The organism is Desulfothermus naphthae, assembly GCF_054657475.1.
In genome coordinates, this window is sequence record NZ_BAAHYQ010000001.1 from 248,678 (window position 1) to 273,789 (window position 25,112).

Below are 25,112 nucleotides of genomic sequence, written 5' to 3' on the forward strand. Positions count from 1 at the left end.
AAAAAAATATGCAAATAAAAAAGGAAAAATTTTATGAATAAATTTAAAGTGGTTAGTTTTTTATTGGTTCTTTTAATAATTTTAGGGGGAGGATATTATTATTTTATTTTGGATAGGGTTCCACCAAAAGTAGTGCTAGAAAATCGAAAGTATATTGGGGGAGATAATAGGATAATAAAAATTAGTGTTAAGGATAGAAAATCTTTGCTAAAAAAAGTAGATATAAAGGTTTTTCAAGGAAAAAGACAAAAGACTATTTCTTTAAAAACTGAAAAAAATTCTTCCTCTATTGATTATGAGTTAGATCTTAAAAGACTTGGTTTTAGTGATGGTAAAATCGAATTAGTGGTATTGGCTTCAGACAAATCCATAAACAATTTTTTTCAGGGAAATGTAGCCAAAATAAGAAAAATCTATATATTGGATACCTCTTCCCCAAATATATTTATGAAGACCTTTAGACATTATTTAAAAATTGGGGGTTCTGGGCTTTGTGGGTTTTCTGTTTCAGAACCCATTAAAAGAGCGGGGATAGAGGTATCTAAATATTTTTTCCCAGCATATAAATACAAAAAAAATTATATTGTGTTCTTTGCCATCCCCTATAACGTAGATTCAAACAATCTAAATGTTTGGGTAGTTGCTGAAGATCTTGCAGGAAACAAGAAGAAAATACCTTTTAGATGTTATATAAAAAAAACAAGATTTAGACATTCAAAAATAAACATATCAGATAGGTTTTTAAATACCAAAATGGTTCAATTTGAAGATAAATTCAAAGGATTAAGTCCATTGGAGATATTTTTAAAAGTGAACAAAGAGCTCAGGAAGAAAAATAGAGATATGCTCAGGAAGATTGGACTTAATACAGAGAAAAAAATTTTATTTAAAGGTGCCTTTTTAAGGATGCCCAATGCAGCTAGAATGGCTTCTTTTGGTGATAGACGAACTTACTTTTATCATGGAAAAAAAATTGATACCCAGACCCATCTTGGAATTGACCTTGCTTCTGTTGCGAGAGATAAGGTTATTGCGGCAAATTATGGTAGGGTGGTTTATGCAGGTTGGTTTGGAATCTACGGAAATGCTGTAATTATCGACCACGGCTATGGAGTTCAATCTTTGTATGGACATTTGTCCTTGATAAGGGTAAAAAAAGGTGATTTTGTACAAAAAGGACAGGTAATAGGGCTTTCTGGGGCAACAGGACTTGCTGGTGGAGATCATCTCCATTTTGGAATATTAATTAGTGGAATACCTGTTGATCCTGTTGAGTGGTGGGATCCAAAGTGGATGAAAAACAATATTTACTATAATCTAAAACAATTGGAAGGGGATAATTTGTAATTAGGGCTGATATTTTCAGTCTATATATGTTTTTCCAGTGGGTCCTAAACAAATTAATAAAAACTCTTTGGAGGTAAGTTATGTTTGAAATTGTCAAGCGACAGGAAATGGCTCAAGGCTCGGTAGTGTTAAATGAGATTAAGGCGCCCTTGATTGCAAAAAAAGCAAAACCAGGACAGTTTGTTATTTTAAGGGCCAGTGAAACTGGGGAGAGAATCCCCTTGACCATGGCGGATACAGATCCAGAAAAAGGTACAATAACAATTATCTATCAAGTGGTTGGTAAGACCACAGCACTTTTTAAGACCCTCAAACAAGGGGATAGTTATTTAGATATAATTGGACCACTTGGAAAGCCAACAGATATTGAGAAGTATGACGGAGATGTTGTCTGTGTTGGCGGTGGAACCGGGGTTGCAGTGCTTCACCCAATCACTAGAGCACTTAAACAAAAAGGCAACCACGTAATAGCTATTATAGGTGCAAGGACAAAGAATTTGCTTATCCTAGAAGACAAGATGAAGGCAGCATCCCATGAGCTACATGTATGCACAGATGATGGTTCTTACGGCCACCATGGATTTGTTACAGATGTTTTAAAAGAAACCTTAGAAAAAGGAAATGTGAAGTTAGTTGTTGGGATTGGACCTGTTCCAATGATGAAGTTTGTATGTGCTATGACCAAGGAATACAATGTCAAGACCCTGGTCAGCTTAAACCCAATTATGGTAGATGGAACAGGAATGTGTGGATGCTGTAGGGTAACAGTTGACGGTAAAACAAAGTTTGCATGCGTTGATGGACCAGAATTTGATGGTCATAAGGTGGATTTTGATGAACTCATGAAAAGGCTGAGGTCCTATTTAGCTGAGGAAAAAGTGGCTTATGAAAAATTTAAAGCAGCAATGCAGGGATAAAAAAACAAAAGGAGAGAAGATATGGCAGAAAAAAAAGAGAAACTTCCTCGTCAAAAAATGCCAGAACAACCACCTGAGGTCAGAAGGAGAAATTTTAAAGAAGTGCCTTTAGGATACACTCCAGAATTGGCTATGAAAGAGGCCTCAAGGTGTTTGCAGTGTAAAAAACCAGCATGTATGGAAGGGTGTCCTGTAGGAGTTGATATACCAGGTTTTATAAAATTCATAAGAGAAGGGCAGTTTGATAAGGCCATTAGAAAGATATGGGAAAAAAATAGTCTGCCAGCAATCTGCGGGAGGGTCTGTCCTCAAGAAGTCCAGTGCGAAGGAAATTGTATTTTAGGTAAAAAGGGAGAGCCTGTAGCTATTGGTAATCTGGAGAGATTTGCTGCAGATTACGAAAGAGAACATGGGAGTGGAGAATTACCACCAAAGGCCCCACCAACTGGCAAAAAAGTTGCTGTAATAGGTTCTGGTCCATCTGGCCTAACAGTTGCTGGTGACCTTATACTAAAAGGACACGAAGTAACTGTTTTTGAGGCATTTCATAAAGGTGGTGGGGTTCTGGTGTATGGAATTCCAGAATTCCGTCTGCCAAAAGACATTGTGGCATCTGAATTAAAAAATCTTGAAAGACTTGGGGTAAAATTTGAATACAATGTAGTGGTTGGAAAGACCATTACTATTGATGAGTTGTTCGAGCAGGGCTATGATGCAATATTTATTGGAGTTGGAGCAGGTCTTCCAAGATTTTTAAATATTCCAGGAGAAAATCTTGTTGGAATCTATTCGGCCAATGAATATTTGACCAGGGCAAATCTCATGAAGGCATATCTATTCCCCGAATATGATACTCCAATTGCAAAGGGAAAAAATGTAGTTGTTATAGGGGCTGGTAATGTTGCAATGGACTCAGCAAGGACAGCTATGAGGCTTGGAGCTGATAGTGTTAAAATAGTCTATCGTAGATCAAGAGAAGAGATGCCAGCAAGGTTGGCTGAAATTCATCATGCAGAAGAAGAGGGAATTGAGTTCCACCTACTTACAAATCCAATTGAATTTTTAGGAGATGATGAAGGAAGAGTCAGAGGCATGAGATGTATAAAGATGGAACTTGGTGAGCCTGATGAGTCTGGTAGAAGAAGGCCTGTACCAATTGAAGGGTCTGAATTTGAGATGGAATGTGATTTGGTAGTAATTTCAGTTGGTGCTGGAGCAAATCCAGTGCTAACCAAGGCTACAGAGGGTTTAGAGCTCAATAAATGGGGATATATTGTAGCAGATCCTGAGACTGGCAAGACCAAGAAAAAAGGTGTTTGGGCTGGTGGTGATATAGTCACTGGTCAGGCAACGGTTATCCTGGCTGCAGGTGCTGGCCGTAAGGCCTCAGATTCAATCCATCAGTATCTTACCTGGGGATGGTAAAATAAAAAGAGAGGGCACATGCCCTCTCTTTTTTATATCTTTCTGGTAATTGTAGCATCTACACAAAAAATTCCATTGGAATTAATAATCAAAGGATTTAAATCAATAGATTCGATTTCATCAAATTTTTGTCCCAAATCTCCAAGGATCTTTATAATCTTTGCTACCTCTAACCTATTAATTTTCGGATACCTTCTATATCCTTCTAAAATTTTTTGATTTTTAAGATCATAGGTAAATAGGTAAGCTTCTTTTAAGGTAAAAGGCGCAACTCTAAGTATCTTATCTTTCAAGATATCCGCAAGTATTCCACCAAATCCAAGCATGACCACAGGTCCAAAATTTTTGTCTCTGCTTAATCCAGCGATCAATTCATATCCAATTTCTACTTGTTTTTGTATTAAAATCTTTCCATTATTGAGGACCTTTTTATTTAATTCCAGATAAGCTGCCTTAAGAAGCTCTTGTGTATACAGATTGGTTTTAACAAGTCCCTGTTCTGTCTTGTGTATAAGCTCTGATAAAATACCCTTTAACACAACTGGATACCCCATTTTTTCCGCATAAAAAATAGCCTCTTCTTCTGAAAATACTAAATATTCTTCTACAATGGGAATCCCTAAACTCCCCAAAAAAGATTTTGATTCAAATTCATCTAGAATTTCCTTTTTTGATGGCAAACCAAGGTATATAGGTGATTTTTTCTCTCTTATCGAATCAGTAGGTGCCTTTGTTTTTAATTTTTTGTAAAACCTCACAATTTTATCCATAACTTCCACAGCACTGGAAATTTCTTGAAATATAGGAAGTTTTAATTCTCTGCAGATCTCAAAAAGTTCATGTTTAGCATCACGTTCCCCTATAATCCACAAAAAAACAGGTTTTTTCATTCTCTTTGATATGTTTTTAATTTCCCTAAAATCTTCAGCTCCCAGATTTCCTCTAGAAAAAACATGAAGAAAAATAAAATCTACACCATCATCTTCTATTATTTCTTTAAAAATCTGGACATATGCTGATGGCCCCCTTTTCTCCACAGCTGGCCACACATCCGCAGGATTGGAAACAGGCATCCATTCAGGGGAGAATGACTTAATCCTCTTTATTGTGTCTTTACTTAAGCTTGCCAATTCAATTGATTTGTCTTTAAACAAATCAGCACTAACAATCCCTGCCCCACCACTGAAAGTTACAATTGCAACTCTATTATTCCTCTGATTAAGATTATCATACTCATATATAGAAGAGAACCCAAGGCACAGGTTCATCATTTCTTTAAAATCATTAGCTTCCACTACATTTGTCTGTTCAAAAACTCCAGAGATCACTTCATAAGAACCTGCGTAACTAGCAGTGTGTGTTAGGGCTGCCTTTGCTCCTTGTTTGGTTTTTCCCCCTTTTAAAACCACTATAGGCTTTTGTGCATTTTTCACCAGGTCAAGAAATTTTGTTCCCCTTTTTATAGATTCTAAATACATTCCAATGACTTTTGTCTGAGGGTCATTCAACAGATATTCTAATAGATCACACTCGTCCACATCCAATTTATTGCCTATGGAACATGCCTTGGCTATACTAAATGGTCCAGACGAGCACATATCTATTAAAAAACTGGCAGTAAGCATACCACTTTGAACAATAAGGGATATATCTCCTGGATATATAAAATCCCAGATAATAGGAGAAACAAAAGAAAATACATGTCTTGAGTGCATATCAACGATTCCCATACAATTAGGTCCCCAGATTCTAATGCCACTGTGCTTTTTTATCTCTAATAATTGGTTCTGCAATTTTTGTCCAAACTCCCCTGTTTCAGCAAATCCTCCAGATTCAATTATCACACCTTTAATCTTTTTTTTCGCTAGTCCTAAAACCGAATCCACAACTGACCGGGCTGGGACAAAGACAATAGCCAAATCTAATCCCTCAGGAAGATCAGAAATCTTGTAACATTTGAGCCCATCTATCTCGTCATATTTTGGATTCACAGGAAAAATTTCACCCTTAAAACCTTTTCTCACATTATTTAAAATTACATTGCCGCCCTTGGTTTTTTCTTTGCTTACTCCAATTATAGCTATGTTTTTGGGATAAAAAAACAAATCTAAATTCCCCATATAATTCCCTTTAATAAAGAGGTAGTTTTAAACCCAATGTGCACCTAATGATTTTGTGCATGGGCCTTTTTAAAAATATTTCTCAAAATTTGAATAATCTGTCCCCTTCCTCTGGATGTCTTTGATGAAAAAAATACTGGTTGAATAAAATTAGATGCAAAGTCTAACCAGAAATTTTTATTTCTATTTTTTGCAGACATATTTGCCTTGTCTTCTTTAGTAAGGACGGGAATAATATTAAATCCTTTGTCTTTTAAGTAATTATAAAGAGTAATGTCTGCTTGTTGGGGCGGTATGCTCGCATCAATCAAAAGTATAACCCCTTTTATGTATTGGGAGTTTTTGTCAAAATAATTTTCAATGAGCAAAGCCCATTTTTGTCTCTCTTTTTTTGATTTTTTTGCATATCCATATCCAGGTAAATCTACTAAAAATCCCTTAAGATCTTTTAAAAAATAGAAATTAATTGATCCTGTTTTACCTGGAGTAGCGCTAGTTTTTGCTAATTTTTTTTTCCCAGACACACAGTTTATAAAACTGGATTTTCCCACATTTGATCTACCAGCTATTGGTATTTGAGGCGATTCTAAAAGGGGTATTTTCTCAACTTCATAAATTGTGTATTTTAGTATAATTTCCATTTGGTTTTTATACTTGCAATTTTTATACATTTTATATTAATGGAAATGTTTGTATTAGTAAGTTTGGTAAATAAAAAAAAAATAAAGGTCAACACTAAAGGGGGGAATATGAAAAAATTGGGGTATATTTTGTTTTTAAGTGTGTTCTTTATTGGAGGTTGTACAAAAATAGTGATAAAAAAAGAATCCATAGAGACTTCCTATAAAACATTTAAAGGTGTTGTAGAGGTAGATATCACAGTGGAAGATGAAAATAAAAGCGAGGATGAAATTAGAAAACTATTGGCCCTAAAGGCGCAAAAACAAGGGATTTTGGAGGTAGCAAGGAAATGGGTTAATCACAGTATAATTTTAAAGCAAGGTAGAGTTAAAAAAAACCTAAATGAGAAAATTGTCAATTTAAACACAATTCATACAAATTTTCATCCCCTATACGACGATATGACAGGGACTTATGAAGGGAAATTCAAATGCTTTGTTGAACTTGATCCAGTGTCCTATTTAACTGGAACTATTACAGGGATAGAAGGGGGTTATTCAATAGCAACATCGCATATTGCCATAAAATTTTCCAATTTTGTTCCAGAACAAAATACCTATTTTATTATAGCCAAAAAAAATGAATTCGGAGCAGGAAATTACTATCAAGTTGTTGGAGTTGGGAGGATCTATAATAACTTAGACATGATTTCTCAAGGGGAAATACTTACCTCTAATAGGTCAATCAAAAAAAAAGACCTGGTTTTTTTGTTAAAGACTAAGATTATTCCAGCAATTGATAAAGGACTAAAGAGGGAAGAAAAAAATCAAATACCTGTTGTAAAGGTTCATCCGATTTTAGAAAAAAAGCAAAATAGTCCAAAAGAAATGAAATAACAGGGGGTTTATGTAAGTCAGTAGAAAAAAGTGAATCTAGAGGAAAAAATAAAATAGATTAAAATAAGTGTTCTGTGAAAGCGGAGGTTTCTATGTCTAAAAAATACAAGATTCTCATAATTAATGGCCCAAATTTAAGATATCTTGGAAAAAGAGAGCCAGAAATTTATGGAAACAAAAAGATGCAGGATGTGGTTTTGGATATGGGTGAATATCTAAAAAAGGATATTATTGAAAGGGTGGATATTGATCTCTTCCAATCAAATCACGAAGGCGAAATAATAGATCGGTTGGAGAGGGCATGGCTAGATAAAATTGATGGTATTGTGATAAATGCAGGCGCATATACTCATACATCCCTTGCTATTAGAGATTGTATTGCATGGATAAAAATCCCATGTGTGGAGGTTCATATTAGTAATTTATGGGCAAGAGAAGAGAATATAAGACACAAGAGCATGCTATCACCCAAATGTATAGGAGTGGTTTCAGGGTTTGGTGTTTTTTCATATGTTTTGGCCATCCTGGCATTGGTGGAGTATTTAGATAATCTAAAGTAAAACTTCCCGCAACATAACCATTGACAACTTATTAATTTTACATCACAAAAAGACCAAGGGGGTATACAAGGAGGAGATTTATGTACACTACGTCAGATATTAGAAAGGGTTTGAAAATAGAGTTTAAAGGGGAACCTTATGAGATAATAGATTTTCTCCATGCAAAATATGGAAGGGGCGGGGCACATATATGGACAAAGTTGAAAAATCTTTTGAATGGATCTGTAATAGAATACACCTTTAGATCTGGTGAAAAGATTGATAAACCTGATTTGGTTTCAAAGGAAGTTCAGTATTTATATCGGGAAGGCGATGAATTGGTTTTTATGGACCTTGAAACCTATGAACAGATGTATGTTTCTGCCCATACTCTAGATAAAAAAGTTTACTTTTTAAAAGAAGGCGAGACCTTAAAGGTCCTAATATATAATGGACAGATAATTGATGTAAATTTACCTGTAGCAGTGGTTCTAGAAGTAATTGAGACTGAGCCCGGGATTAAAGGAGATACTGTGAGCGGTGCAACTAAGCCAGCTACTTTAGAAGGTGGTCTTACAGTAAATGTGCCGCTTTTTATTAACATAGGGGATAAGGTCAAAGTTGACACCAGAACCTTTGAATACCTTGGCAGAGAGTAGATTAATTCTTTATGGAGAAAGACAATTATGGAAATAAGCTGGTAAGGGAAATTAGTTCCCTGAGTTTGTTGTTTATCAGTATTTTTTTATTCCTGTCCATACTTTCATATTCTCCAACTGATCCTTCCTTTAATGTGGCCTCCTCTAGCACAAGGGTTAAAAATTTTGGCGGCATTGTCGGTGCTTACATAGGTGGACTTATTGTAGAACTGTTTGGCAATGCTGCATGGTTATTTCCTTTTTTATTTCTTTGGTCTGGCCTTTGCATTTTTTTTGAAGAACTGAGATTTCATTGGTATAGAATAGTTGGTCTTTTTTTTGTTATTTTGTTTTTATTGATGTTTTTTGCATCAGAATTTGGCAATTCTATTTATATTGGAAAAGTTCATGGTGGAGGATATATTGGTACATGGTTATATTATTTGATTGATAAATATCTTAATTTTGCTGGAACCATCCTTGTCTGGATATTTTTGATTGTGGTTGGAGTTCAATTGATTTTTCTATTTTTATGGAAGGATATTTTTATTTATATGGGAAATCTTGCTGGTAAAACCATAAATAGGATAATAGATATATTTTTTTCAATAAAGAAAGAAAATCATTCTTTTAACATTAATAATTCAAAAAAGGAATCTGATTCAAATGAATTAAAAATACCAGTTAGACAATATAAAGAAGAAAAAAGAGAAATTAAGACTGTTATAGAGAAGAAAAGTAATAGTCAAAAAGAAAAAAAACAAGACCTTAGTGATAAGAAATCAGACATACAAATAAATAGTATAGATCCTTATCCATCCATTGATCTTTTGGATCCTGTTAAAAAACAAGACAATCACATAGACACAAAATATTTTGATGAAATGTCAAATAGATTGCTTGCATGTTTAAAAGATTTTGGAGTAGAGGGGGAGCTTTTAAATATAAAACCAGGTCCTGTTGTAACTATGTTTGAATTTCGTCCAGCTCCTGGCATAAAGATTAGCAAAATTGCTCAATTAAATAATGATTTAGCTCTTGCTTTAAAGGCCCTTGCTGTAAGGATAGAGGCTCCAATTCCAGGAAAAGATTATATTGGAATTGAGATTCCCAATATAAAGAGAAAAATTGTCTATTTTAGAGAGATTGTTGAGTCCAAGAGCTTTCAAGATAGTAAAAGCAATTTACCAATAGTTTTAGGACAGGACATTCAGGGAAAGCCAAGGGTGGAAGACTTGGCTAAAATGCCCCATCTTTTAGTTGCTGGTGCCACTGGTGCTGGAAAGAGTGTTTGTTTAAATTCAATTATAATTAGCCTACTTATGCGTTTTTCACCTGAGGAAGTGAAATTTTTGTTAATAGATCCCAAAAGGATTGAAATGGCTTCATATTCTTCACTACCCCACTTGATACACCCGGTTGTAGTGGATATGGATCTTGCAAAAACAGCTCTGGAGTGGGCAGTTAGTGAAATGGAAAATAGATACGATAAAATGGCTGAAATCGGTGCTAGAAATATTTATAGTTATAACGAAAAAATAAAAAAACAAGAAATTCAAGAGAGTGATGAATCTCCAATGCCTTATCTTGTTATTGTTATAGATGAGCTGGCTGATCTTATGTTGACTGCTGGTAAAGAAGCTGAGGCAAAAATAATCAGACTTGCTCAACTTGCAAGGGCAGCTGGTATTCATCTGATCCTAGCCACGCAGAGGCCATCTGTAGATGTGGTTACAGGTCTTATAAAGGCCAATTTCCCTGCTAGAGTGGCCTTTCAGGTCACATCAAAACATGACTCAAGGACAATTTTAGATAATGTAGGAGCAGAAAATCTACTCGGCAAAGGGGATATGCTATTTAAGCCTCCAGCAGGTAGGATACAGAGGATTCACGGGGCTTATATAAGTGATGGGGAAATAAATCGAATAATTAAATTTTGGGAAGACAAATACCCTCAAAAAGTCCATATGGACTTAAAGGAGTGGAAAAAGGAAAAGGAACAGGATACAAAAATTGAGGGTGGTAATGATATTTATAATGATCCTATGTATCAAGAGGCGGTCAAATTTGTAATGGAACAGGACAAGATATCTATTTCAATGTTACAGCGTTATCTGAGAATTGGTTTTAACAAGGCGGCAAGATTTATAGAGATGATGGAAAAGGAAGGAATAATAGGACCTCAGGAAGGCAGTAAGCCAAGGATGGTAATAAAAAAATAAATTTTTATGAATATGGAGTGTAGGGGGTATGGAAAGAAATATGGTTAATATGCACGAAACAGCAGAAATAATTTTAGAAAAGGCCCATGAGTTATTTGTAGAAAAAGGTTATGAACGTTCTTCAATGAGAGAAATTGCAGAAAGAGTAGGAATCAGTAAAGCTGCGCTTTATCATCATTTCAAAAATAAAGAAGAAATTTTATTTACCCTGTGTGTTAGAGCTGGAGTGATATTAAATGAAGATATGAGACAGGCCATTTTAAAAAGTGAGGCTCAATATACCAATGTTAGAGACCAATTGATTAATATCTTGTATGAGTATACAATTGGATATTTGAGGCATAAAAATTTTAACAAAGTATTATTTTTTGAAATTGAATCCCTTCCACCAGATAAAAGAGAAAGAATAATAGATTATGAAAGAGCTAATGTTGCCCAGTTTAAAAATTACCTTAGAAGATTAATGGATCAGGGTAAAATAAAAAAGACAAATATTACTGTGCTTACCTTTTGTTTTTTTGCCACTGCACAATGGTTATATTTTTGGTATAAAAAAGATGGACCTTTGAGTATTCGTGAAGTTATTGAATACATAGTGGATTATTTTTTGTATGGAATTATAAAAGAGGAGAACTTACATGAAAAAAGATGTTAAGGTCTTTTTACAAGCACAAGATATACCGACTAGTTGGTATAACATCTTGCCAGACTTACCAACTCCAATCTCTCCCCCTCTTCATCCAGCAACAAAGGAGACGGTGTCGCCAGAGGATTTAAAGGAAATTTTTCCAATGGGTCTTATTTTGCAGGAGATGAGTGCAGACAGAGAAATTAAAATCCCCGAAAAAGTTTTGGAGAAATACATTTTATGGCGTCCAACACCTCTTCGCAGGGCTAGAAATTTAGAGAAGTTTTTAGACACTCCAGCTAAAATCTATTTCAAAGACGAGTCAGTTTCACCGCCTGGTTCTCATAAGCCAAACACGGCAATTCCCCAGGCCTATTACAATAAACTGGAAAATACAAAAAAGATTTGTACTGAGACAGGTGCTGGACAATGGGGAAGTGCTCTATCTTTTGCCTGTGCTCAATTTGGAATAGAATGCGAAGTTTTTATGGTTAGGGTAAGCTACGACCAAAAGCCTTATAGAAAAATCATGATGCAAACATGGGGGGCCCATTGTGTGCCCAGTCCAAGTAATCTGACTAGAATAGGGAGAAAGATTTTAGAGCAAAATCCAGATTCACCTGGCAGCCTTGGTATAGCTATTAGTGAAGCAATAGAGAGAGCTGTTTGTGAGAAAGATGCCAAATATGCACTTGGGAGCGTGTTAAATCACGTACTGCTTCACCAGACAATAATAGGCCTTGAAGCCAAAAAGCAAATGGAGCTAATTGGAGAAAAACCTGATGTTATAATTGGATGTGCTGGCGGGGGAAGTAATTTTGCTGGACTAGCCCTTCCTTTTATAAGGGACAAAATCTATGGAGACAAAATAGATATATATGCAGTGGAACCTGTGTCCTGTCCAACTATGACCAAGGGCAAATATATGTATGATTTTGGAGATGTAGCCAAAACCACACCGCTTTTGCCAATGCATACTCTTGGACATTCTTTTATACCTCCTCCTGTCCATGCAGGAGGTCTTCGTTATCACGGCATGGCACCAATAGTAAGTAAATTAATACAAGAAAAATTAATAACTCCAGTATCAGTTCCTCAGCTTGAAACATTTAATGCAGGAATTAATTGGGCGAGGTGTGAGGGATTTATCCCTGCACCTGAAACCACTCACGCCATATGTTTTGTTATAGAAGAAGCAAAAAAAGCCAAAGAAGAAGGTAAAGAAAAGACTATAATATTTTCCTATAGTGGACACGGGCTGGTTGATATGGCAGCATATGAGGCCTACCTATCAGGTAAACTTTTTAACTATTCCCTTTCTGATGAGGACATAGAAAATGCCCTGGAAGAGTTAAAAGATTTGCCAAAACCCTAATGTTTTTGAGATGAAGGGAATATTAGACAAGATAGTAAAAAGGTGTCCTAAGCTTGGACACGAGGTAAATGTGAAATATTGTTTAGTAGAGGAAGATAATCTTCCCTGTGAACGTCTTATGAGTTGTTGGGGAGATTCCTCTTCGCTTGTTAGGTTATTTAAAAAATTTTTGGGAGAAAAGTTACTTAATAATCCAAAATTTACTCCCAGTGATAAGCTTGTTCAACTGGCCCGTAAGGTAAAAAATATTAAAAAATATGGTGGAGGTGGAAATATGTTCTCAGTAACTGATATCCATAAATTTTTTAATGAACTCTATGAAGGTAAGGTAAGATCTATATCATTAGGTGAATTTGGAAAGCAAGAAGGGGAGGTATTAAAAGACTTTGGTTATGGTAAACCCTTAATTGTAACTATAAATTTTGAAAATGGAGAGAAACAGGACGTTGTTATCTCAACTATGAGGGGAGATGAGTATGGCCATCAATATTATTGGGACAGAGCCAGGATACTTATGTTTCAATATGAAACTGGTGGAAAATTGGATAAGCATGTAAGACCAATTGCCATGGGATATATGTCTGAAGAGGGACTAATTCCAATTAAAAGGGTCAAAGAATTTTTTATAGTAAATGAAAAAGTTGGTGGAGAGGATTATTATCTTAGTTTGGATAGAATAAAAAAGGGGGATTTTAGAGAAGAAGATTTAGAGTTCGTTAAAAAATTGGCCAGGTATTTGGCGAAAATTCATTCTCAAAAATATAAACAAGATGATTTATATATTAGAAGAATTAGAAATTTGATTGGAGATTGTGAGTGTATTTTTGGAATAATTGATGGTTATCCTACTCCTTATGATGATTATCCAGAAAATAAGTTCATAGAGCTTGAAAAAGAGTTGATTTCATGGAGATGGAAGTTAAAAAAGTATTGTCATCGCCTTTGTGTTGTACATGGTGATTTCCATCCTTGGAATGTCCTTGTAACAGAAAATAATGATTTTTGGGTGTTAGATAGGAGCAGGGGTGAGTATGGGGAAGCAGCAGATGACGTCGCTACCATGGCATGCAATTATATCCTTTATGGTCTCTATGATAAGCCAAGGATAACAGGTCCTTTTGAAAAAATGTATATGAGCTTTTTTGAAGAATATCTATCTCTATCACAAGACAATGAGATATTGGAAGTAATAGCGCCTTTTTTTGTGTTCAGATCCCTGGTCATAGCCTCTCCAAAATGGTATCCCAACCATCCAACAGAGGTAAGAGCTGGTCTTTTTAGGTTTATGGAAAATATTTTAAAGGATGAAAAATTTGATTATGCAAATGTAAACAAATATATGCAGGGATAGAAAAATTTATGAAAGAAAAAGGTATTTGTTTTTGGTTTGTGGGGCTACCTGGATGTGGAAAGTCTTCAATTAGTAAGAGGGTTTATAATGCATTGGTAAATAAGGGAATAGATGCTGCGTATCTAGAGATGGATAAGCTCAGGAAAAAATATTTTCCCAATGCAAAGTATACTGCAGATGAGAGGGAAAGGGCATATGAGTTATTTGTTGAAGATGCATATAAGGAGTTTATAAAAGGAAAAGTGGTAATTATGGATGGCACGGCATATAAGGTCAAAATGAGACAACTTGCACGGGATAAAATGGGAAAGAATTTTTTTGAGATATTTGTTAATTGTAGTATAGAGACTGCAATAAAAAGGGAGTCTCAGAGAAAAAATGGGTTAGTTATGGCAGATTTATATAAAAAGGCTCTTGATAGAAAGAAAACAGGAAAGCAATATCCTGGGCTGGGAGAAGTAATAGGGATTGATGTCCCCTTTGAGGAGGATAAGAATTGTGACTTTGTTCTTGAAAATGATACCCTTTCTTTAGATAAGGCAGTATCTCTTTGTCTTAAGTTTATAGAAAAAAAACTCAATTCCGAAGGGTTTTCTAAAGCATGAGAGAGATTTTTTAGAATTAAAAAGGCACATCCTGTAGAAAGAATGTGCCCTTATGTTTAACCCTTAGTATAAGTCTTTTTGAACTTATTAAGCATCCATGTTTACATATCTTTCTTCATAGCCGTACTGTACCACGGTTCGCTGAATTTGATTTTTCCAATCTACTGGAGGATGTATTTTTTTAATATCTTCCAGTCTATTTTGTTCTTTAAGCCTATTATAGATGTCATACCAGGCACATGGAATATTTGGGTTTACTTCACACATGCCCTTGTTTGTGCCACCACATGGTCCGTTAAAAAGACTTTTTGCACACCTGGTAATTGGACATATACCTCCAGTATAACCTATTACACAATGTCCACATGCCCTGCACTTTTCTTCATAAAGTCCTATGTCTCTATCAATACCAATAGCAATGGTATCTACTGCTGGATAAACTGGTATTTTAATAAATTTTTCTGCAATAAGCTGTGTTCCTGCAGAACAACACATGGTGATTATTGCGTCATAATTACCTTTCTCTATTACATTTGGCAGATCTAAGAAACATTTTTCATTACATGCCCTTTCTACTGTATATGCATCTATATTCTTTGTCTCACCTTTTTTTTCATAATAGAGCATAAGTTCTTTATTTAATAAATCAACTTCTTTTTGACCACCTCCAAGACACACAGATGCGCATCCACCACATCCTACATTCAGGATATGATTATATTTCTCAATACAATCTATAATTTCATCAAATTTTTTCCTTTTGACCTTGATCATTTATATCCTCCTAAAGCATTATTTATAATGTTAATTGTCATATGTCTTATATACGCCCTTTTGTCTGCAAAAATCCCTGGCAATAGAGATTAAATAGGGGATATCAATTCCAAGAGAGCAATAGCATCTAGTGCATAACACACATTTTTCCCACACTATATTTTTTATATTTTCTATTTCATTATCTGAAAGATCACCTTTTTTCTTAAATATGATACCAATTGAATTCAACATCTTATAAGAAGGCATATATGTTGGGTCACCATTATTTGCCCTATACAAAAAACAACTTGGTGCACACATAGAACACCTGGCACACAGAGACATAGCAAATTTAATCTTTGATTTATTTCTCAATATTATATCTGGTAAATTAGACATCTTTTTTCCTCCTAAATATTAACAATAAAAATTCAATTCCACACTCTATTTCCTTTTTTAAAGAAGGAATATTCACTTTTAAGACAAAATCTATTTAAAAAGAAAAAAATCATGTGTTTTAGCCTGGTAAAAGGAATGCAGACAAGCATGAGTTCGCCCAGGAGCATATGTAGGATCACCATTGGCATATAAGGAAATATCTGATGATATGCCAAAAATCCAGTTAAGTAAGGCAAAAAAACAAGAAAGAACATCAACCAATCCCCTCCACCTGTAATTATTCTTACCTTTGATAGAAATATCCTTCTGTAGAGAAAATAAGCACCAAAACATAAGATTACTATTGTAAAGACATCAGTTATTTTTTCAGACAAAGATGGAGGGGCAATTCCCCATGATTGTTTAAGCAAGATATTGTGAGCAAGTAAAAAAATGGGAGTTAATACTACCAAAACGTGAAATATAGAGGTGAGAATAGTAAAATATGGTTGCGTAGACCAGACACTTCCTTCCCATCTTGTCAATTTTTTTATATCATCTGGTGGATAAAAGGATTTGATTTCCTTTTTGGATGGTAGTAACCCTGGATTTTGATAGATCTCTTGTGCTTTAGTATTATTGAAAAACCAAATAATTTGATAAATTACTCCAACAATAAAAATGATAAAAGAAATTAAAGCCAAGGGACCTCTTACCAACAGATATAAGTGGTGCATAAAAATCCTCCTTTAACTAAGGATAAAACATTATTTCCTCTAAAGATGAATGAACTATGCATAATTGTTTGAAAATAATTTGTCAAGATAACGGGTTATAAAATAATAATTTCCGCTAAAAATAAAAAAGGCTTTTTTTCGGGAAAATAAGGGCAGGTAATTAGGCCTAAAGAACTGTTGATAAAGTTTTGACCCTTGTTTTTTTAAAGGATGAGATCTATTTCGCTTTCCACAATCTTTTTTGCAATCTCTTTTGCATCTAATTTATACTCTCCGGATTGAATTTTATCCTTTAAATATTCTACTTTTTCTCTTCTTACCATATCTTGTTTTTTGACAGCCTCAATTAGATTGTTTAATATTTTCCCTTGATTGGATAATTCTACTCTATCAGAGTCGGTGATATTTTGAGTCTTTCCCCTATTTTTTAATACACTGTCTTTTTCCTGGGAAATTTTGTTTTGAGTGTAGAGATTAATTTTTTCAAAAATACCTTTAATTACCATTTTTCCTCCCCCTTTTTTGTTATCTCTTAACTGTTAAGGGAATAATAGTGAATTCAATTTTTTATATGTAATATCCCTTAATTTTTTAATTATTTCTTCTTGCTCCCTCTCTGTGAGCTCTTTTTTATCTTCTCTTCGGACTGTTAATGATTTTTCTTTAGGGTCAAATTTAAACACTAATTTGTGGTCATATTCATTTTCTAATTCCTGGGTTATTTCCTGCACTATTTTAGGTTGATTTTTTGCAAATATCAAATTGTTGACTATATCTTTTGTGAGCCTTGAAATAAGTTCCTTTCTCCTTCCATCCTCTGATAGAGAAACCTTATCTTCTGATACTTCAGACCTCAAGGTATTTTTTAACAAAACAAGCCTTTTGGATCTATTTTGTTGTATATAATATTTTTGAATAACATTTATTATTCTAGAAGTAGTCACGTCTATCTCCTACTTTTCTCCTACTATATTCTATCGGAAAGCAATCCAAGAACTTTAATCAACCCATTAACCTTGTGTTTATCAACCTATGGCCTTAAGAGCAGACCTTGTTCCTCTATCACGGGAATACCCCATTTTCTATCTTTTTGTTATTGTTATGTAAAAATTACCATTTTTTTGTTCAATATTGGATTCAATCTCTATATATTTGATAATTCCAATATGTTATTTAAGTAATGAACAGTGAGAGGGTCATTTGTTATTATTTCCAGCTCATCTCCCTCACTCAATTCAAACACCTTCCCTGTAATATTCAGGAGGTTCACAGGGGTAATAAAAGAATCTTGAATATCTAAATTAACCTTCATACTCTATTCCTCGCTGATATGGCCTTTATTTTGGCAACTCACATGCTAAAAATCCAGTAAAAATTTTTAACATAATAACAGTGAGTTACAAATCTTGTTTACATCATTAAAAATATGTGTTAACCTATCTAATAAATTCTTTTTTAACACTTATTAACATTTTAAACAAAAATTATGAAAAATCGAACCAAGGATTTTTGGGAAGCTGTAATTGAAACCATGCAAGAAGGGCTCATGATTGTGAGTCCTCAAGGGATTATAATTGCGGTGAATAAGGCTTTTGAGGAGTTGGTCCAGTACACAAGAGAAGAGCTTGTTGGAAAAAGTTGTAAGGTCCTTGATTGTGATATTTGTAGGGGAATGAGGAATAATTTAGATGATTACTGGTGTGAATTGTTTAAAGAAAAGGGCACAAAAAAACGAAAATGTATATTGCTAAGAAAAGATGGCAGAAGGATACCTGTGCTCAAAAATGCAACTATTTTATATGATGAAGAAAATAAAGTGGTTGGTGCTGTTGAGACATTAACAGACTTAACAGAGGTTTTAGAAAAAGAGAAACAGATTAGAGATTTAAAAAAAGTTTTAAGAAATGAGAATAGTTTTTTTGGAATTATTGGATCATCTCCAAAGATGCAACAAATTTTTCAGTTAACAAAAAATGCTGCCAAATCTGATGCTCCAGTTATAATTTATGGGGAATCAGGCACAGGAAAAGAACTGGTGGCAGAGGTCATTCACAATTTAAGTGACAGGAATAAAGGACCTTTTATTAAGGTAAATTGTGTTGCAATAACAGAAACTCTTTTTGAGTCTGAATTATTTGGACATGTAAAAGGCGCATTTACTGGAGCTGTTAAGACGAGAAAGGGCAGATTTGAGTTAGCCTTTGGTGGAGACATATTTTTAGATGAGATTGGTGACTTGCCTGTTTCCATGCAGGTCAAGCTCCTTCGAGTTATTGAGGAAAAAGTCATTGAAAGGGTTGGTGATAGTACGCCTATTTCAGTTGATGTGAGAATAATTTATGCAACTAATAGAGATCTAAGAGAAATGGTTGAGAAAAAAGAATTCAGGGAAGATCTCTTTTACAGGATAAATGTAATACCTATCTTCCTCCCACCTTTAAGAGACAGATAAGAACACATCCCTTTACTTGTTGAACACTTCCTCACAAAAAATAGTCTTAAGACAGGAAAGCAAATAAATGGAGTCTCAGGAGAGGTCATGGATATATTTTTTGATTATCACTGGCCTGGAAATGTGAGGGAGCTTAGGAGCGTAATTGAATATGCCTTTGTTGTATGTGATGGAAAGGAAATTACAAAGGAACATCTAATGCCTTCTTTGCTTACTCAAAAAAAAAGAGTTTACCTCCGCTTCAAACTCCAAAATTTCTATGGACAAAGAAGAAAAAGAAAGGATAATAGAAGCACTTAAACAAACTCAGGGAAACAGGACAAAGGCTGCCCAGCTACTTGGATATTCTCGGGTAACTCTGTGGAAAAAAATGAAAAAATATGAAATTTCTTAAATTTATAGGGAGGGTGCAAAGATTTTGACAGAACTTATTGAAAATAAGGGGATAGAATATAGTATCCTTCAGAACTTGATATAATAGGAACGATTTGATATAATGAATATTTATGAAAGGGGAACGTATTAAGGTTAAAAATGCAGAAGAGCTAAAGGAAAAATTAAAGGGTGAGAAGAAAGACAATATTTTGGTAAAACTTATTTTTCTAAATCTTATAAGAGAAGGGATAGATTTTGAAAAGGCGTGTAGCGGTTGTGGGATAGCCCAATCGACAGGATACTTATGGATAAGGGAATGGAACCAAGAGGGTTATAAAGGGATAAAAGGTAAAGGAAGAGGAAAAGGGGGAGGAAGGCCAAGTAGGCTATCAGAGGAAGATTTAAAAAAGCTTAAGGAATTACTTAAAAAGAGAGCTTATTGGACTACAAAAGAAGTAAGGGCATTGATAAAAGATACTTTTGATATAGAATACTCCCAAGACCATGTAGTAAGGATATTGAGAGATAAGCTTAAGATGCATTTTTCTAAACCATATCCGATGGATTATAGGAAACCAAAAGATGGAGAGAAGATATTAGAGAATCAACTTCAACTTACTTTTTCTCTGTTAAAGGAGAAAGGATTTAAAGAAGAGGAGATAGCAATAGGTTTTATAGATGAAACAAGTCCGCAGAACACCGCCAATACAGTAAGGGTATGGAGTTTTGAGAAGACAAGAATTATAAAAAATACAACAAAGTTCAAGACAAACACAATAGGTTTTTATGCTATAAAAGGAGAAAGTGTAAAATCATTTTTAGAAGATTCAAAAGGCTTATCAATAGCTAAGTTTTTAGAAAAGATAAGAGAAGTAAATAAGAAATATAAAGCGATAGTAGCAATAATAGATAATTTTTCATCCCATAAGAGTAAAGTAGTAAGAGAGAAGGCATCTGAGTTAGATATTTATCTAGTCTATCTTCCCCCTTATTCACCAGAGTTAAATCCTATTGAGTATATCTGGAAAAGTATAAAAAGAGTGCTTTCATTAGTTTTTGTAAAAGATATAAAAGAGATGGAGGAGGTTATATCAGAAGCATGGAATAGGTTATGTAAAAAACTAAGTTTTGCTAAAAGTTGGATAGAAAAATTTTTAAAGGGCACCCCATATTATATGAAATTGTGCGGATAACTATACTTTAAAAACTGTTTCTAAATTACTCCTATTTTGCTTCTCTTTCATCCTGCGTTGAAAAGATAATAAAGAAGGATCCTGAAAAAACATCATGGCAAAACCACTCATAAAACAATCATGGAGACTATGTTTCACCTTACTTTGATCACGCTTATCTTCTATCTCTAACACCCGACTAGACAATTTTTCCCTTAATGCTGTAAAACTTAAATGTTTTTTTATATGCATAAAATAATGCCTCTCTCTTAATTTTTCTTCTACTATAACTTCTTTGTATAATAATTACAAGGAATTATTTAAACATTAATACAATTTTTCCCCAAACCTTCAATATCCTCCTTTTCCCCATACTTTGCGAAAAATAAATATCATTTTTCTTGTATTACCCCTTAAATACTAACTCCACAAACTCACCGAGAATTGCTGCAATTTTTTATCTCTTCTTTAATTTTAGAAATTGTCTTTACTGGATTTTGGGAGTCACGAATTGGCCTTCCTATTACCAAATAATCTGAGCCATTTAATATAGCATCTTTTGGTGTTAAGACTCTTTTATGATCCCCTTTAATTGAAAAACCGGGTCTAATACCTGGAGTGACAATTATAAGGCTATCTCCTAATTTTTCTCTTATTATTTTGGCCTCTAGCCCTGATGCAACCACTCCAGCACATCCAGCCTTTTGGGCTAGCTCAGCCCTTTTTAAAACCAGTTGTTCAGTGTGAACCGGGTAGCCCATCTCTCTTAGATCTTTCTCATCCAAAGAGGTAAGTACTGTTACCCCAAGTATATTCACTTTAGCTCCTGCTGCTCCCTCAACTGCTGCTTTTAAAATATCTAAATTACCGTGGACCGTTAAAAAGGTAATCTCTTTTTTACAAATTTCTTTGACTGTTCTAAAGACTGTCTGAGGGATATCATACAATTTCAAATCCAGCATTACCTCGCATCCTGCATGGGTAACCTTGTCAACCACTGCCATGCCTTCTGAAACAAATAATTCAAGACCTATTTTGTAAAATTTTACATGATCTTTTAAAATACTTAGCCACTTCTCAACTTGTGAAATAGTGTTTACATCCAAGGCAAAAATAATCCTTTTGTCTAAGTCTATATTTTTTTTCATTAAAAACCCCACCTTGAATATAGACAATTATAGTTTATTTCTCTAAAGTAAAAGTGTGAATAAAACTTAATTAAATAACCTCAAAAACTCAAGTTCATGAACAGCCCACATTCCCAAGAAGGCCATGCATTTTTACCATTCCACTATTATCTAATCAGCATTATCCTGGGAATTTGGGGAAGTTTGTATTTAATTCCAGCGATAATATTAATTCTTATTATCATTTATCTCATAACCTGGGAAAAATCAAAAAAAATAATAATAACAGTATTTAGCTTATTTCTAATCTCCCATATGCTATGTAAAATACACCAGGATTTTTTCTTGAACCCTGAAAAAATCCCTTTAAATACTTATGTTACAGTGGAAGGACAAGTAGAGAAAATTACCACTTATCCTGAATTTAAGACTTATTGTGTTTTAAAAAATGTGGAGATTACCCATAATGGCAAAAAAATAAAATTAAAAAATAAAATACTCTGGAAAATATATAATTCTCCAAACTCCCCTCTACCTGGTCAATATGTAAAAGGAAGATTTAAACTCCATCCACTTCGCACCTATAATAATCCTGGCAATAGTGGATACATAAAAACATATTATTTGCAAAATATTTTTTTTGTACAATACTCTTACAAGATATCTAACAAAATAAAAATATATGGAAGTCCTTATTTTTTATGGAAATTTAAAAGACTTGTTAAAAAGAAAATTTTAAAATGCCTTAATGGAGTAAAAAACAAAGGATTTATTTTGAGCCTTATCATAGGCGATAGGAGTTATTTAACATATAAAGACACAAAAATATTTAGACAGGCCTCCCTTTCACATATTATCGCCCAATCTGGACTACATGTTGGCTTTGTGGCACTTATTGGTATTAGTCTAGTGATATTTATTAGTTATATCTATCCAGATATTTATTTATATATTCCCAAACAAAAATTAACATGTTTAATTTCTTGTGCCTTAGTTATATTTTTCTTATGTGTTAGTGAACCTAGACCTTCATTAATTAGGGCATCTGTTATGTATCTTGTCTGGTGTACATTATTTTTTATCAACCACAAATATGCCATAATCGATGGAATTGCTTTATCTATTTTGATATTATTAATCTTAAATCCATATTGTATATTTGATATTGGTTTGCAACTATCTTATCTTTCTGTTGTTATAATAATAACCATCTATTCATCAATAAATAGAAAATTAACAAAATTAATTTCAAATAAAGCTATACTCTATATTGTTAGCGTTCTAATAATCTCTATAATAATTAATATATCAATTTTGCCTATAATTAATTACTATTTTGGAGAAGTTTATATAGCATGTTATATTAATGTAATTTTTATTCCAGTTATAGGACTTTTAATATTTCCTCTAATATTTTTAGCAAGTATTATTTCTTTCATTGATTATTTAAATTTCATTTCAATGTTACTATTTAGTATATGTGATAAAATTTTATCTTTTTGTATAAAGACACTTATAATTTTAAATAAAAATGGGCTTCTTCCTACATTAGTGACTATAAGACCAAATTCATTTATGATAATTGGATTTTATGTTTTTTTATTTGCCATTTATTTAAAGATAAACCAATATAACCATAAAGTAAAATATCTGATACTACTCAGTCTTATATTTTTTTTAATTCCATTTATGAAAAATTATATTTATGACAAACAAGGACAGGTCAATTTAAAGGTATTAGATGTTGGGAGAGGACAAGGTTTATTAATAGAATATAAAGGTAAAAGAATATTAATTGATTGTGGTGGAAGTTGGTATAGAAAGTTTAATTTTGGTAAAAATGTGTTATCTCCAATCTTAACTTATACTAGATTTCCGATACTTGATAAAATAATTTTAACTAGAAATAATATTTATCATATGGGGGGATTATTTTATATATCAAAAAAATACAAAATAAATGAATTTTATTATAATGGGCAAATAGATAAAAAAATTAAATACATCTTAACTATATTAAAAAAAAGAGATATAAAAATAAATCCAATAAAAAAACACACCGTAATCTTTATTTCTAACAATTTACAATTGGAAATTTTAAAAGTTGCAAATAATGCTGACAATTATTTAATTATAAAATTAATATACAAAAAAAATCCTATATTAACTGTATTGCCTAAAATTGATAAATATTTACTTACTAAATATCCAGTGTTAAACCTAAAATCAAGTGTTGTTGTCTTACCATCACATACATTAAGAAACAAAGTAGTACAATGGATTGTAAAAAATATAAGTCCAAAAGTTGCTATATTAACAGGTGGCACTTATAGTAGATCTAAAATTTATTTGAATAAGTACAAAAATTTTTTTATAAAACAAGATATACAGGTTTATAGTACACAAATTTCAGGATGTATAAATATTATATTTAGAAAAAATGACAAATTATATTTCAAATTAAAAACCTTTTTGCCAAAAAGGAGGGTTGTGTATGAACAAGGTAATACTTCAAAGATCTACTATTTCAGTGCCATCAAATAGAGAAAAGATGCTGATAAAATCCATGGGGTTAAATGCGGATTTTATAATGTATGATTTAGAAGATAGTGTGAGTTTAGAGGAAAAAGATAAGGCAAGAAGGATGTTAATTGACTTTTTGTCGTCAGAAGATTTGCAAGATAAGGTTATATCTTATAGAATAAATGAAGTTGAATCTCCTTTTGCTTATAAAGATGTAATTGAGGTAATAGAAAATGTTGGAAATAAGATACAGAGTGTTGTTATTCCCAAGGTAGAGTCTGAGAGACACATTATTTGGATAGATGTTCTTCTTACTCAAATTGAAGAATCTATTGGTCTTAATAAAAAGATTGAAATAGAGCCTTCTATTGAAACAGCCAAAGGTATTTTGAATATCAAAGAAATCGTTAATGCATCGGAGAGGATCAGGTCTTTAGTTTTTGGTATAGCAGATTACACAGTTTCTCTAGGTATGTTTTTTAAAGGATTTAGTGGACATGGGGAAGAAGAAGAGTTTTATCCAGGTCATAGGTTCCATTACCCAATGAGTGTAATTGCAGTTGCTGCCAAGGCCAAGGGAGTTTTGGCAATTGATGCCCCTTATGGAAATTTTAAGGACTTAGAAGGGCTAAAAAGGTCATGTCTTATTAGTAAGTATCTTGGATTTGATGGAAAATGGGCTATTCATCCATCTCAGATTGAAATCATAAATAAAGTTTATTCTCCAGATGAAGAAGACATACAAAGGTGTAAAAAAATAGTTAACACTTACGAAGAATCCATAAAAACAGGTAAGGGATCAGCTTCAATTGATGGTAGGATGATTGATGGAGCAACATACAGGCTTGCCAAAAGTATATTGGATAAAGCGCACAAAATAAAAGGTTAAGTAAGGGGCTAATGCCCCT

Annotated in this window: 27 protein-coding genes; 17 read left to right on the forward strand and 10 right to left on the reverse strand. The window is 33.4% G+C overall.

The genetic code is table 11. The features are described from left to right. The first annotated feature begins 33 nt into the window (after positions 1–33). The 3 genes from ACYQ1E_RS01170 to gltA all read left to right on the forward strand — a co-directional run bounded on the left by ACYQ1E_RS01170 (position 34) and on the right by gltA (position 3,689). On the forward strand, positions 34–1,347 hold the full coding sequence (locus ACYQ1E_RS01170) for a M23 family metallopeptidase (protein ID WP_459874831.1): 1,314 nt from the start codon (positions 34–36) through the stop codon (positions 1,345–1,347). 80 nt (positions 1,348–1,427) lie between these two features. Then, a complete protein-coding gene (locus ACYQ1E_RS01175; protein WP_459874832.1) occupies positions 1,428–2,264 on the forward strand; it encodes a sulfide/dihydroorotate dehydrogenase-like FAD/NAD-binding protein in 837 nt (278 codons plus the stop codon). Between the two features lie 21 nt (positions 2,265–2,285). After that, the gene (gltA, locus tag ACYQ1E_RS01180) at positions 2,286–3,689 is read left to right on the forward strand and encodes an NADPH-dependent glutamate synthase (RefSeq protein WP_459874833.1); all 1,404 of its coding nucleotides are present in this window, start codon (positions 2,286–2,288) and stop codon (positions 3,687–3,689) included. A gap of 32 nt (positions 3,690–3,721) precedes the next feature. Here the strand turns inward: gltA and ACYQ1E_RS01185 are convergent, their stop codons facing one another. After that, positions 3,722–5,809 carry an acetate--CoA ligase family protein gene (locus tag ACYQ1E_RS01185; RefSeq protein ID WP_459874834.1) on the reverse strand — a complete coding sequence of 696 codons (2,088 nt, stop codon included), beginning with the start codon at positions 5,807–5,809 and terminating at the stop codon, positions 3,722–3,724. A 44-nt stretch (positions 5,810–5,853) separates the two neighbouring features. Beyond that, entirely contained in the window at positions 5,854–6,450 is a 597-nt protein-coding gene (gene yihA, locus ACYQ1E_RS01190; protein ID WP_459874835.1) for a ribosome biogenesis GTP-binding protein YihA/YsxC, read from the reverse strand. Positions 6,451–6,558: 108 nt separating this feature from the next. Between yihA and ACYQ1E_RS01195 the strand changes: the two genes are divergently transcribed. The 8 genes from ACYQ1E_RS01195 to ACYQ1E_RS01230 all read left to right on the forward strand — a co-directional run bounded on the left by ACYQ1E_RS01195 (position 6,559) and on the right by ACYQ1E_RS01230 (position 14,684). Beyond that, a complete protein-coding gene (locus ACYQ1E_RS01195) occupies positions 6,559–7,326 on the forward strand; it encodes a hypothetical protein (RefSeq protein WP_459874836.1) in 768 nt (255 codons plus the stop codon). A 92-nt stretch (positions 7,327–7,418) separates the two neighbouring features. Further along, positions 7,419–7,886: a type II 3-dehydroquinate dehydratase gene (locus ACYQ1E_RS01200; protein WP_459874837.1), complete on the forward strand. Its 468-nt coding sequence runs from the start codon at positions 7,419–7,421 to the stop codon at positions 7,884–7,886. A gap of 80 nt (positions 7,887–7,966) precedes the next feature. Further along, positions 7,967–8,524, forward strand: coding sequence for an elongation factor P (gene efp, locus ACYQ1E_RS01205; RefSeq protein WP_459874838.1), 558 nt, complete (start codon positions 7,967–7,969; stop codon positions 8,522–8,524). A gap of 11 nt (positions 8,525–8,535) precedes the next feature. Continuing rightward, complete coding sequence (locus tag ACYQ1E_RS01210; protein ID WP_459874839.1) at positions 8,536–10,725, forward strand: DNA translocase FtsK; 2,190 nt, start codon at positions 8,536–8,538, stop codon at positions 10,723–10,725. Between the two features lie 28 nt (positions 10,726–10,753). Beyond that, positions 10,754–11,380: a TetR/AcrR family transcriptional regulator gene (locus ACYQ1E_RS01215; protein WP_459874840.1), complete on the forward strand. Its 627-nt coding sequence runs from the start codon at positions 10,754–10,756 to the stop codon at positions 11,378–11,380. Further along, positions 11,364–12,728, forward strand: coding sequence for a TrpB-like pyridoxal phosphate-dependent enzyme (locus ACYQ1E_RS01220; RefSeq protein WP_459874841.1), 1,365 nt, complete (start codon positions 11,364–11,366; stop codon positions 12,726–12,728). The genes ACYQ1E_RS01215 and ACYQ1E_RS01220 overlap by 17 nt, the downstream gene beginning before the upstream one ends. Positions 12,729–12,738: 10 nt before the next feature. After that, a complete protein-coding gene (locus tag ACYQ1E_RS01225) occupies positions 12,739–14,079 on the forward strand; it encodes an aminoglycoside phosphotransferase family protein (RefSeq protein WP_459874842.1) in 1,341 nt (446 codons plus the stop codon). An 8-nt stretch (positions 14,080–14,087) separates the two neighbouring features. Continuing rightward, entirely contained in the window at positions 14,088–14,684 is a 597-nt protein-coding gene (locus ACYQ1E_RS01230) for an adenylyl-sulfate kinase (protein ID WP_459874843.1), read from the forward strand. 87 nt (positions 14,685–14,771) lie between these two features. Here ACYQ1E_RS01230 and ACYQ1E_RS01235 read toward each other — a convergent pair whose 3' ends face one another. The 6 genes from ACYQ1E_RS01235 to ACYQ1E_RS01260 form a co-directional block, all read right to left on the reverse strand. Beyond that, a complete protein-coding gene (locus ACYQ1E_RS01235) occupies positions 14,772–15,458 on the reverse strand; it encodes a methylenetetrahydrofolate reductase C-terminal domain-containing protein (RefSeq protein WP_459874845.1) in 687 nt (228 codons plus the stop codon). A 30-nt stretch (positions 15,459–15,488) separates the two neighbouring features. Next, positions 15,489–15,839, reverse strand: coding sequence for a 4Fe-4S dicluster domain-containing protein (locus tag ACYQ1E_RS01240; RefSeq protein ID WP_459874847.1), 351 nt, complete (start codon positions 15,837–15,839; stop codon positions 15,489–15,491). Positions 15,840–15,871: 32 nt separating this feature from the next. Further along, positions 15,872–16,555: a hypothetical protein gene (locus tag ACYQ1E_RS01245; RefSeq protein WP_459874849.1), complete on the reverse strand. Its 684-nt coding sequence runs from the start codon at positions 16,553–16,555 to the stop codon at positions 15,872–15,874. Between the two features lie 203 nt (positions 16,556–16,758). After that, positions 16,759–17,061, reverse strand: a complete 303-nt coding sequence (flgM, locus tag ACYQ1E_RS01250) for a flagellar biosynthesis anti-sigma factor FlgM (RefSeq protein ID WP_459874851.1) — start codon at positions 17,059–17,061, stop codon at positions 16,759–16,761. Positions 17,062–17,094: 33 nt separating this feature from the next. After that, complete coding sequence (locus tag ACYQ1E_RS01255; protein WP_459874852.1) at positions 17,095–17,499, reverse strand: DVU0524 family FlgM-associated protein; 405 nt, start codon at positions 17,497–17,499, stop codon at positions 17,095–17,097. Between the two features lie 200 nt (positions 17,500–17,699). Continuing rightward, entirely contained in the window at positions 17,700–17,867 is a 168-nt protein-coding gene (locus tag ACYQ1E_RS01260) for a hypothetical protein (protein WP_459874853.1), read from the reverse strand. 174 nt (positions 17,868–18,041) lie between these two features. On the opposite strand from ACYQ1E_RS01260, the gene ACYQ1E_RS01265 reads away from it, so the two are divergent. The 4 genes from ACYQ1E_RS01265 to ACYQ1E_RS01280 all read left to right on the forward strand — a co-directional run bounded on the left by ACYQ1E_RS01265 (position 18,042) and on the right by ACYQ1E_RS01280 (position 20,575). Beyond that, positions 18,042–19,007: a sigma-54 interaction domain-containing protein gene (locus tag ACYQ1E_RS01265; protein ID WP_459874854.1), complete on the forward strand. Its 966-nt coding sequence runs from the start codon at positions 18,042–18,044 to the stop codon at positions 19,005–19,007. A gap of 63 nt (positions 19,008–19,070) precedes the next feature. After that, positions 19,071–19,307, forward strand: a complete 237-nt coding sequence (locus tag ACYQ1E_RS01270; RefSeq protein ID WP_459878427.1) for an AAA-type ATPase lid domain-containing protein — start codon at positions 19,071–19,073, stop codon at positions 19,305–19,307. After that, the gene (locus tag ACYQ1E_RS01275; RefSeq protein WP_459874855.1) at positions 19,267–19,401 is read left to right on the forward strand and encodes a helix-turn-helix domain-containing protein; all 135 of its coding nucleotides are present in this window, start codon (positions 19,267–19,269) and stop codon (positions 19,399–19,401) included. The genes ACYQ1E_RS01270 and ACYQ1E_RS01275 overlap by 41 nt, the downstream gene beginning before the upstream one ends. A gap of 112 nt (positions 19,402–19,513) precedes the next feature. Next, positions 19,514–20,575 (forward strand): IS630 family transposase, encoded by a 1,062-nt coding sequence (locus tag ACYQ1E_RS01280; protein WP_459874856.1) that lies wholly within the window; start codon positions 19,514–19,516, stop codon positions 20,573–20,575. Here ACYQ1E_RS01280 and ACYQ1E_RS01285 read toward each other — a convergent pair whose 3' ends face one another. Together ACYQ1E_RS01285 and pyrF are read right to left on the reverse strand one after the other, a co-directional pair. Continuing rightward, positions 20,576–20,806 (reverse strand): hypothetical protein, encoded by a 231-nt coding sequence (locus ACYQ1E_RS01285; protein WP_459874857.1) that lies wholly within the window; start codon positions 20,804–20,806, stop codon positions 20,576–20,578. Positions 20,807–20,988: 182 nt separating this feature from the next. Beyond that, positions 20,989–21,702 carry an orotidine-5'-phosphate decarboxylase gene (gene pyrF, locus ACYQ1E_RS01290; protein WP_459874858.1) on the reverse strand — a complete coding sequence of 238 codons (714 nt, stop codon included), beginning with the start codon at positions 21,700–21,702 and terminating at the stop codon, positions 20,989–20,991. A 96-nt stretch (positions 21,703–21,798) separates the two neighbouring features. Here pyrF and ACYQ1E_RS01295 point away from each other — a divergent pair, with 96 nt between their 5' ends. Both ACYQ1E_RS01295 and ACYQ1E_RS01300 read left to right on the forward strand, forming a co-directional pair. Then, positions 21,799–24,225 (forward strand): ComEC/Rec2 family competence protein, encoded by a 2,427-nt coding sequence (locus tag ACYQ1E_RS01295; protein ID WP_459874859.1) that lies wholly within the window; start codon positions 21,799–21,801, stop codon positions 24,223–24,225. After that, complete coding sequence (locus ACYQ1E_RS01300; RefSeq protein ID WP_459874860.1) at positions 24,176–25,093, forward strand: HpcH/HpaI aldolase/citrate lyase family protein; 918 nt, start codon at positions 24,176–24,178, stop codon at positions 25,091–25,093. Before ACYQ1E_RS01295 ends, ACYQ1E_RS01300 begins: the two co-directional genes overlap by 50 nt. Positions 25,094–25,112: the final 19 nt, after the last annotated feature.

Excerpts from the sequence above, each read along its gene's own strand:
- ACYQ1E_RS01170 (WP_459874831.1), top strand. The coding sequence starts at position 34 with ATGAATAAATTTAAAGTGGTTAGTTTTTTATTGGTTCTTTTAATAATT.
- ACYQ1E_RS01175 (WP_459874832.1), top strand. The coding sequence starts at position 1,428 with ATGTTTGAAATTGTCAAGCGACAGGAAATGGCTCAAGGCTCGGTAGTG.
- gltA (WP_459874833.1), top strand. The coding sequence starts at position 2,286 with ATGGCAGAAAAAAAAGAGAAACTTCCTCGTCAAAAAATGCCAGAACAA.
- ACYQ1E_RS01185 (WP_459874834.1), bottom strand. The coding sequence starts at position 5,809 with ATGGGGAATTTAGATTTGTTTTTTTATCCCAAAAACATAGCTATAATT.
- yihA (WP_459874835.1), bottom strand. The coding sequence starts at position 6,450 with ATGGAAATTATACTAAAATACACAATTTATGAAGTTGAGAAAATACCC.
- ACYQ1E_RS01195 (WP_459874836.1), top strand. The coding sequence starts at position 6,559 with ATGAAAAAATTGGGGTATATTTTGTTTTTAAGTGTGTTCTTTATTGGA.
- ACYQ1E_RS01200 (WP_459874837.1), top strand. The coding sequence starts at position 7,419 with ATGTCTAAAAAATACAAGATTCTCATAATTAATGGCCCAAATTTAAGA.
- efp (WP_459874838.1), top strand. The coding sequence starts at position 7,967 with ATGTACACTACGTCAGATATTAGAAAGGGTTTGAAAATAGAGTTTAAA.
- ACYQ1E_RS01210 (WP_459874839.1), top strand. The coding sequence starts at position 8,536 with ATGGAGAAAGACAATTATGGAAATAAGCTGGTAAGGGAAATTAGTTCC.
- ACYQ1E_RS01215 (WP_459874840.1), top strand. The coding sequence starts at position 10,754 with ATGGAAAGAAATATGGTTAATATGCACGAAACAGCAGAAATAATTTTA.
- ACYQ1E_RS01220 (WP_459874841.1), top strand. The coding sequence starts at position 11,364 with ATGAAAAAAGATGTTAAGGTCTTTTTACAAGCACAAGATATACCGACT.
- ACYQ1E_RS01225 (WP_459874842.1), top strand. The coding sequence starts at position 12,739 with ATGAAGGGAATATTAGACAAGATAGTAAAAAGGTGTCCTAAGCTTGGA.
- ACYQ1E_RS01230 (WP_459874843.1), top strand. The coding sequence starts at position 14,088 with ATGAAAGAAAAAGGTATTTGTTTTTGGTTTGTGGGGCTACCTGGATGT.
- ACYQ1E_RS01235 (WP_459874845.1), bottom strand. The coding sequence starts at position 15,458 with ATGATCAAGGTCAAAAGGAAAAAATTTGATGAAATTATAGATTGTATT.
- ACYQ1E_RS01240 (WP_459874847.1), bottom strand. The coding sequence starts at position 15,839 with ATGTCTAATTTACCAGATATAATATTGAGAAATAAATCAAAGATTAAA.
- ACYQ1E_RS01245 (WP_459874849.1), bottom strand. The coding sequence starts at position 16,555 with ATGCACCACTTATATCTGTTGGTAAGAGGTCCCTTGGCTTTAATTTCT.
- flgM (WP_459874851.1), bottom strand. The coding sequence starts at position 17,061 with ATGGTAATTAAAGGTATTTTTGAAAAAATTAATCTCTACACTCAAAAC.
- ACYQ1E_RS01260 (WP_459874853.1), bottom strand. The coding sequence starts at position 17,867 with ATGAAGGTTAATTTAGATATTCAAGATTCTTTTATTACCCCTGTGAAC.
- ACYQ1E_RS01265 (WP_459874854.1), top strand. The coding sequence starts at position 18,042 with ATGAAAAATCGAACCAAGGATTTTTGGGAAGCTGTAATTGAAACCATG.
- ACYQ1E_RS01275 (WP_459874855.1), top strand. The coding sequence starts at position 19,267 with ATGGACAAAGAAGAAAAAGAAAGGATAATAGAAGCACTTAAACAAACT.
- ACYQ1E_RS01280 (WP_459874856.1), top strand. The coding sequence starts at position 19,514 with ATGAAAGGGGAACGTATTAAGGTTAAAAATGCAGAAGAGCTAAAGGAA.
- ACYQ1E_RS01285 (WP_459874857.1), bottom strand. The coding sequence starts at position 20,806 with ATGCATATAAAAAAACATTTAAGTTTTACAGCATTAAGGGAAAAATTG.
- pyrF (WP_459874858.1), bottom strand. The coding sequence starts at position 21,702 with ATGAAAAAAAATATAGACTTAGACAAAAGGATTATTTTTGCCTTGGAT.
- ACYQ1E_RS01295 (WP_459874859.1), top strand. The coding sequence starts at position 21,799 with ATGAACAGCCCACATTCCCAAGAAGGCCATGCATTTTTACCATTCCAC.
- ACYQ1E_RS01300 (WP_459874860.1), top strand. The coding sequence starts at position 24,176 with ATGAACAAGGTAATACTTCAAAGATCTACTATTTCAGTGCCATCAAAT.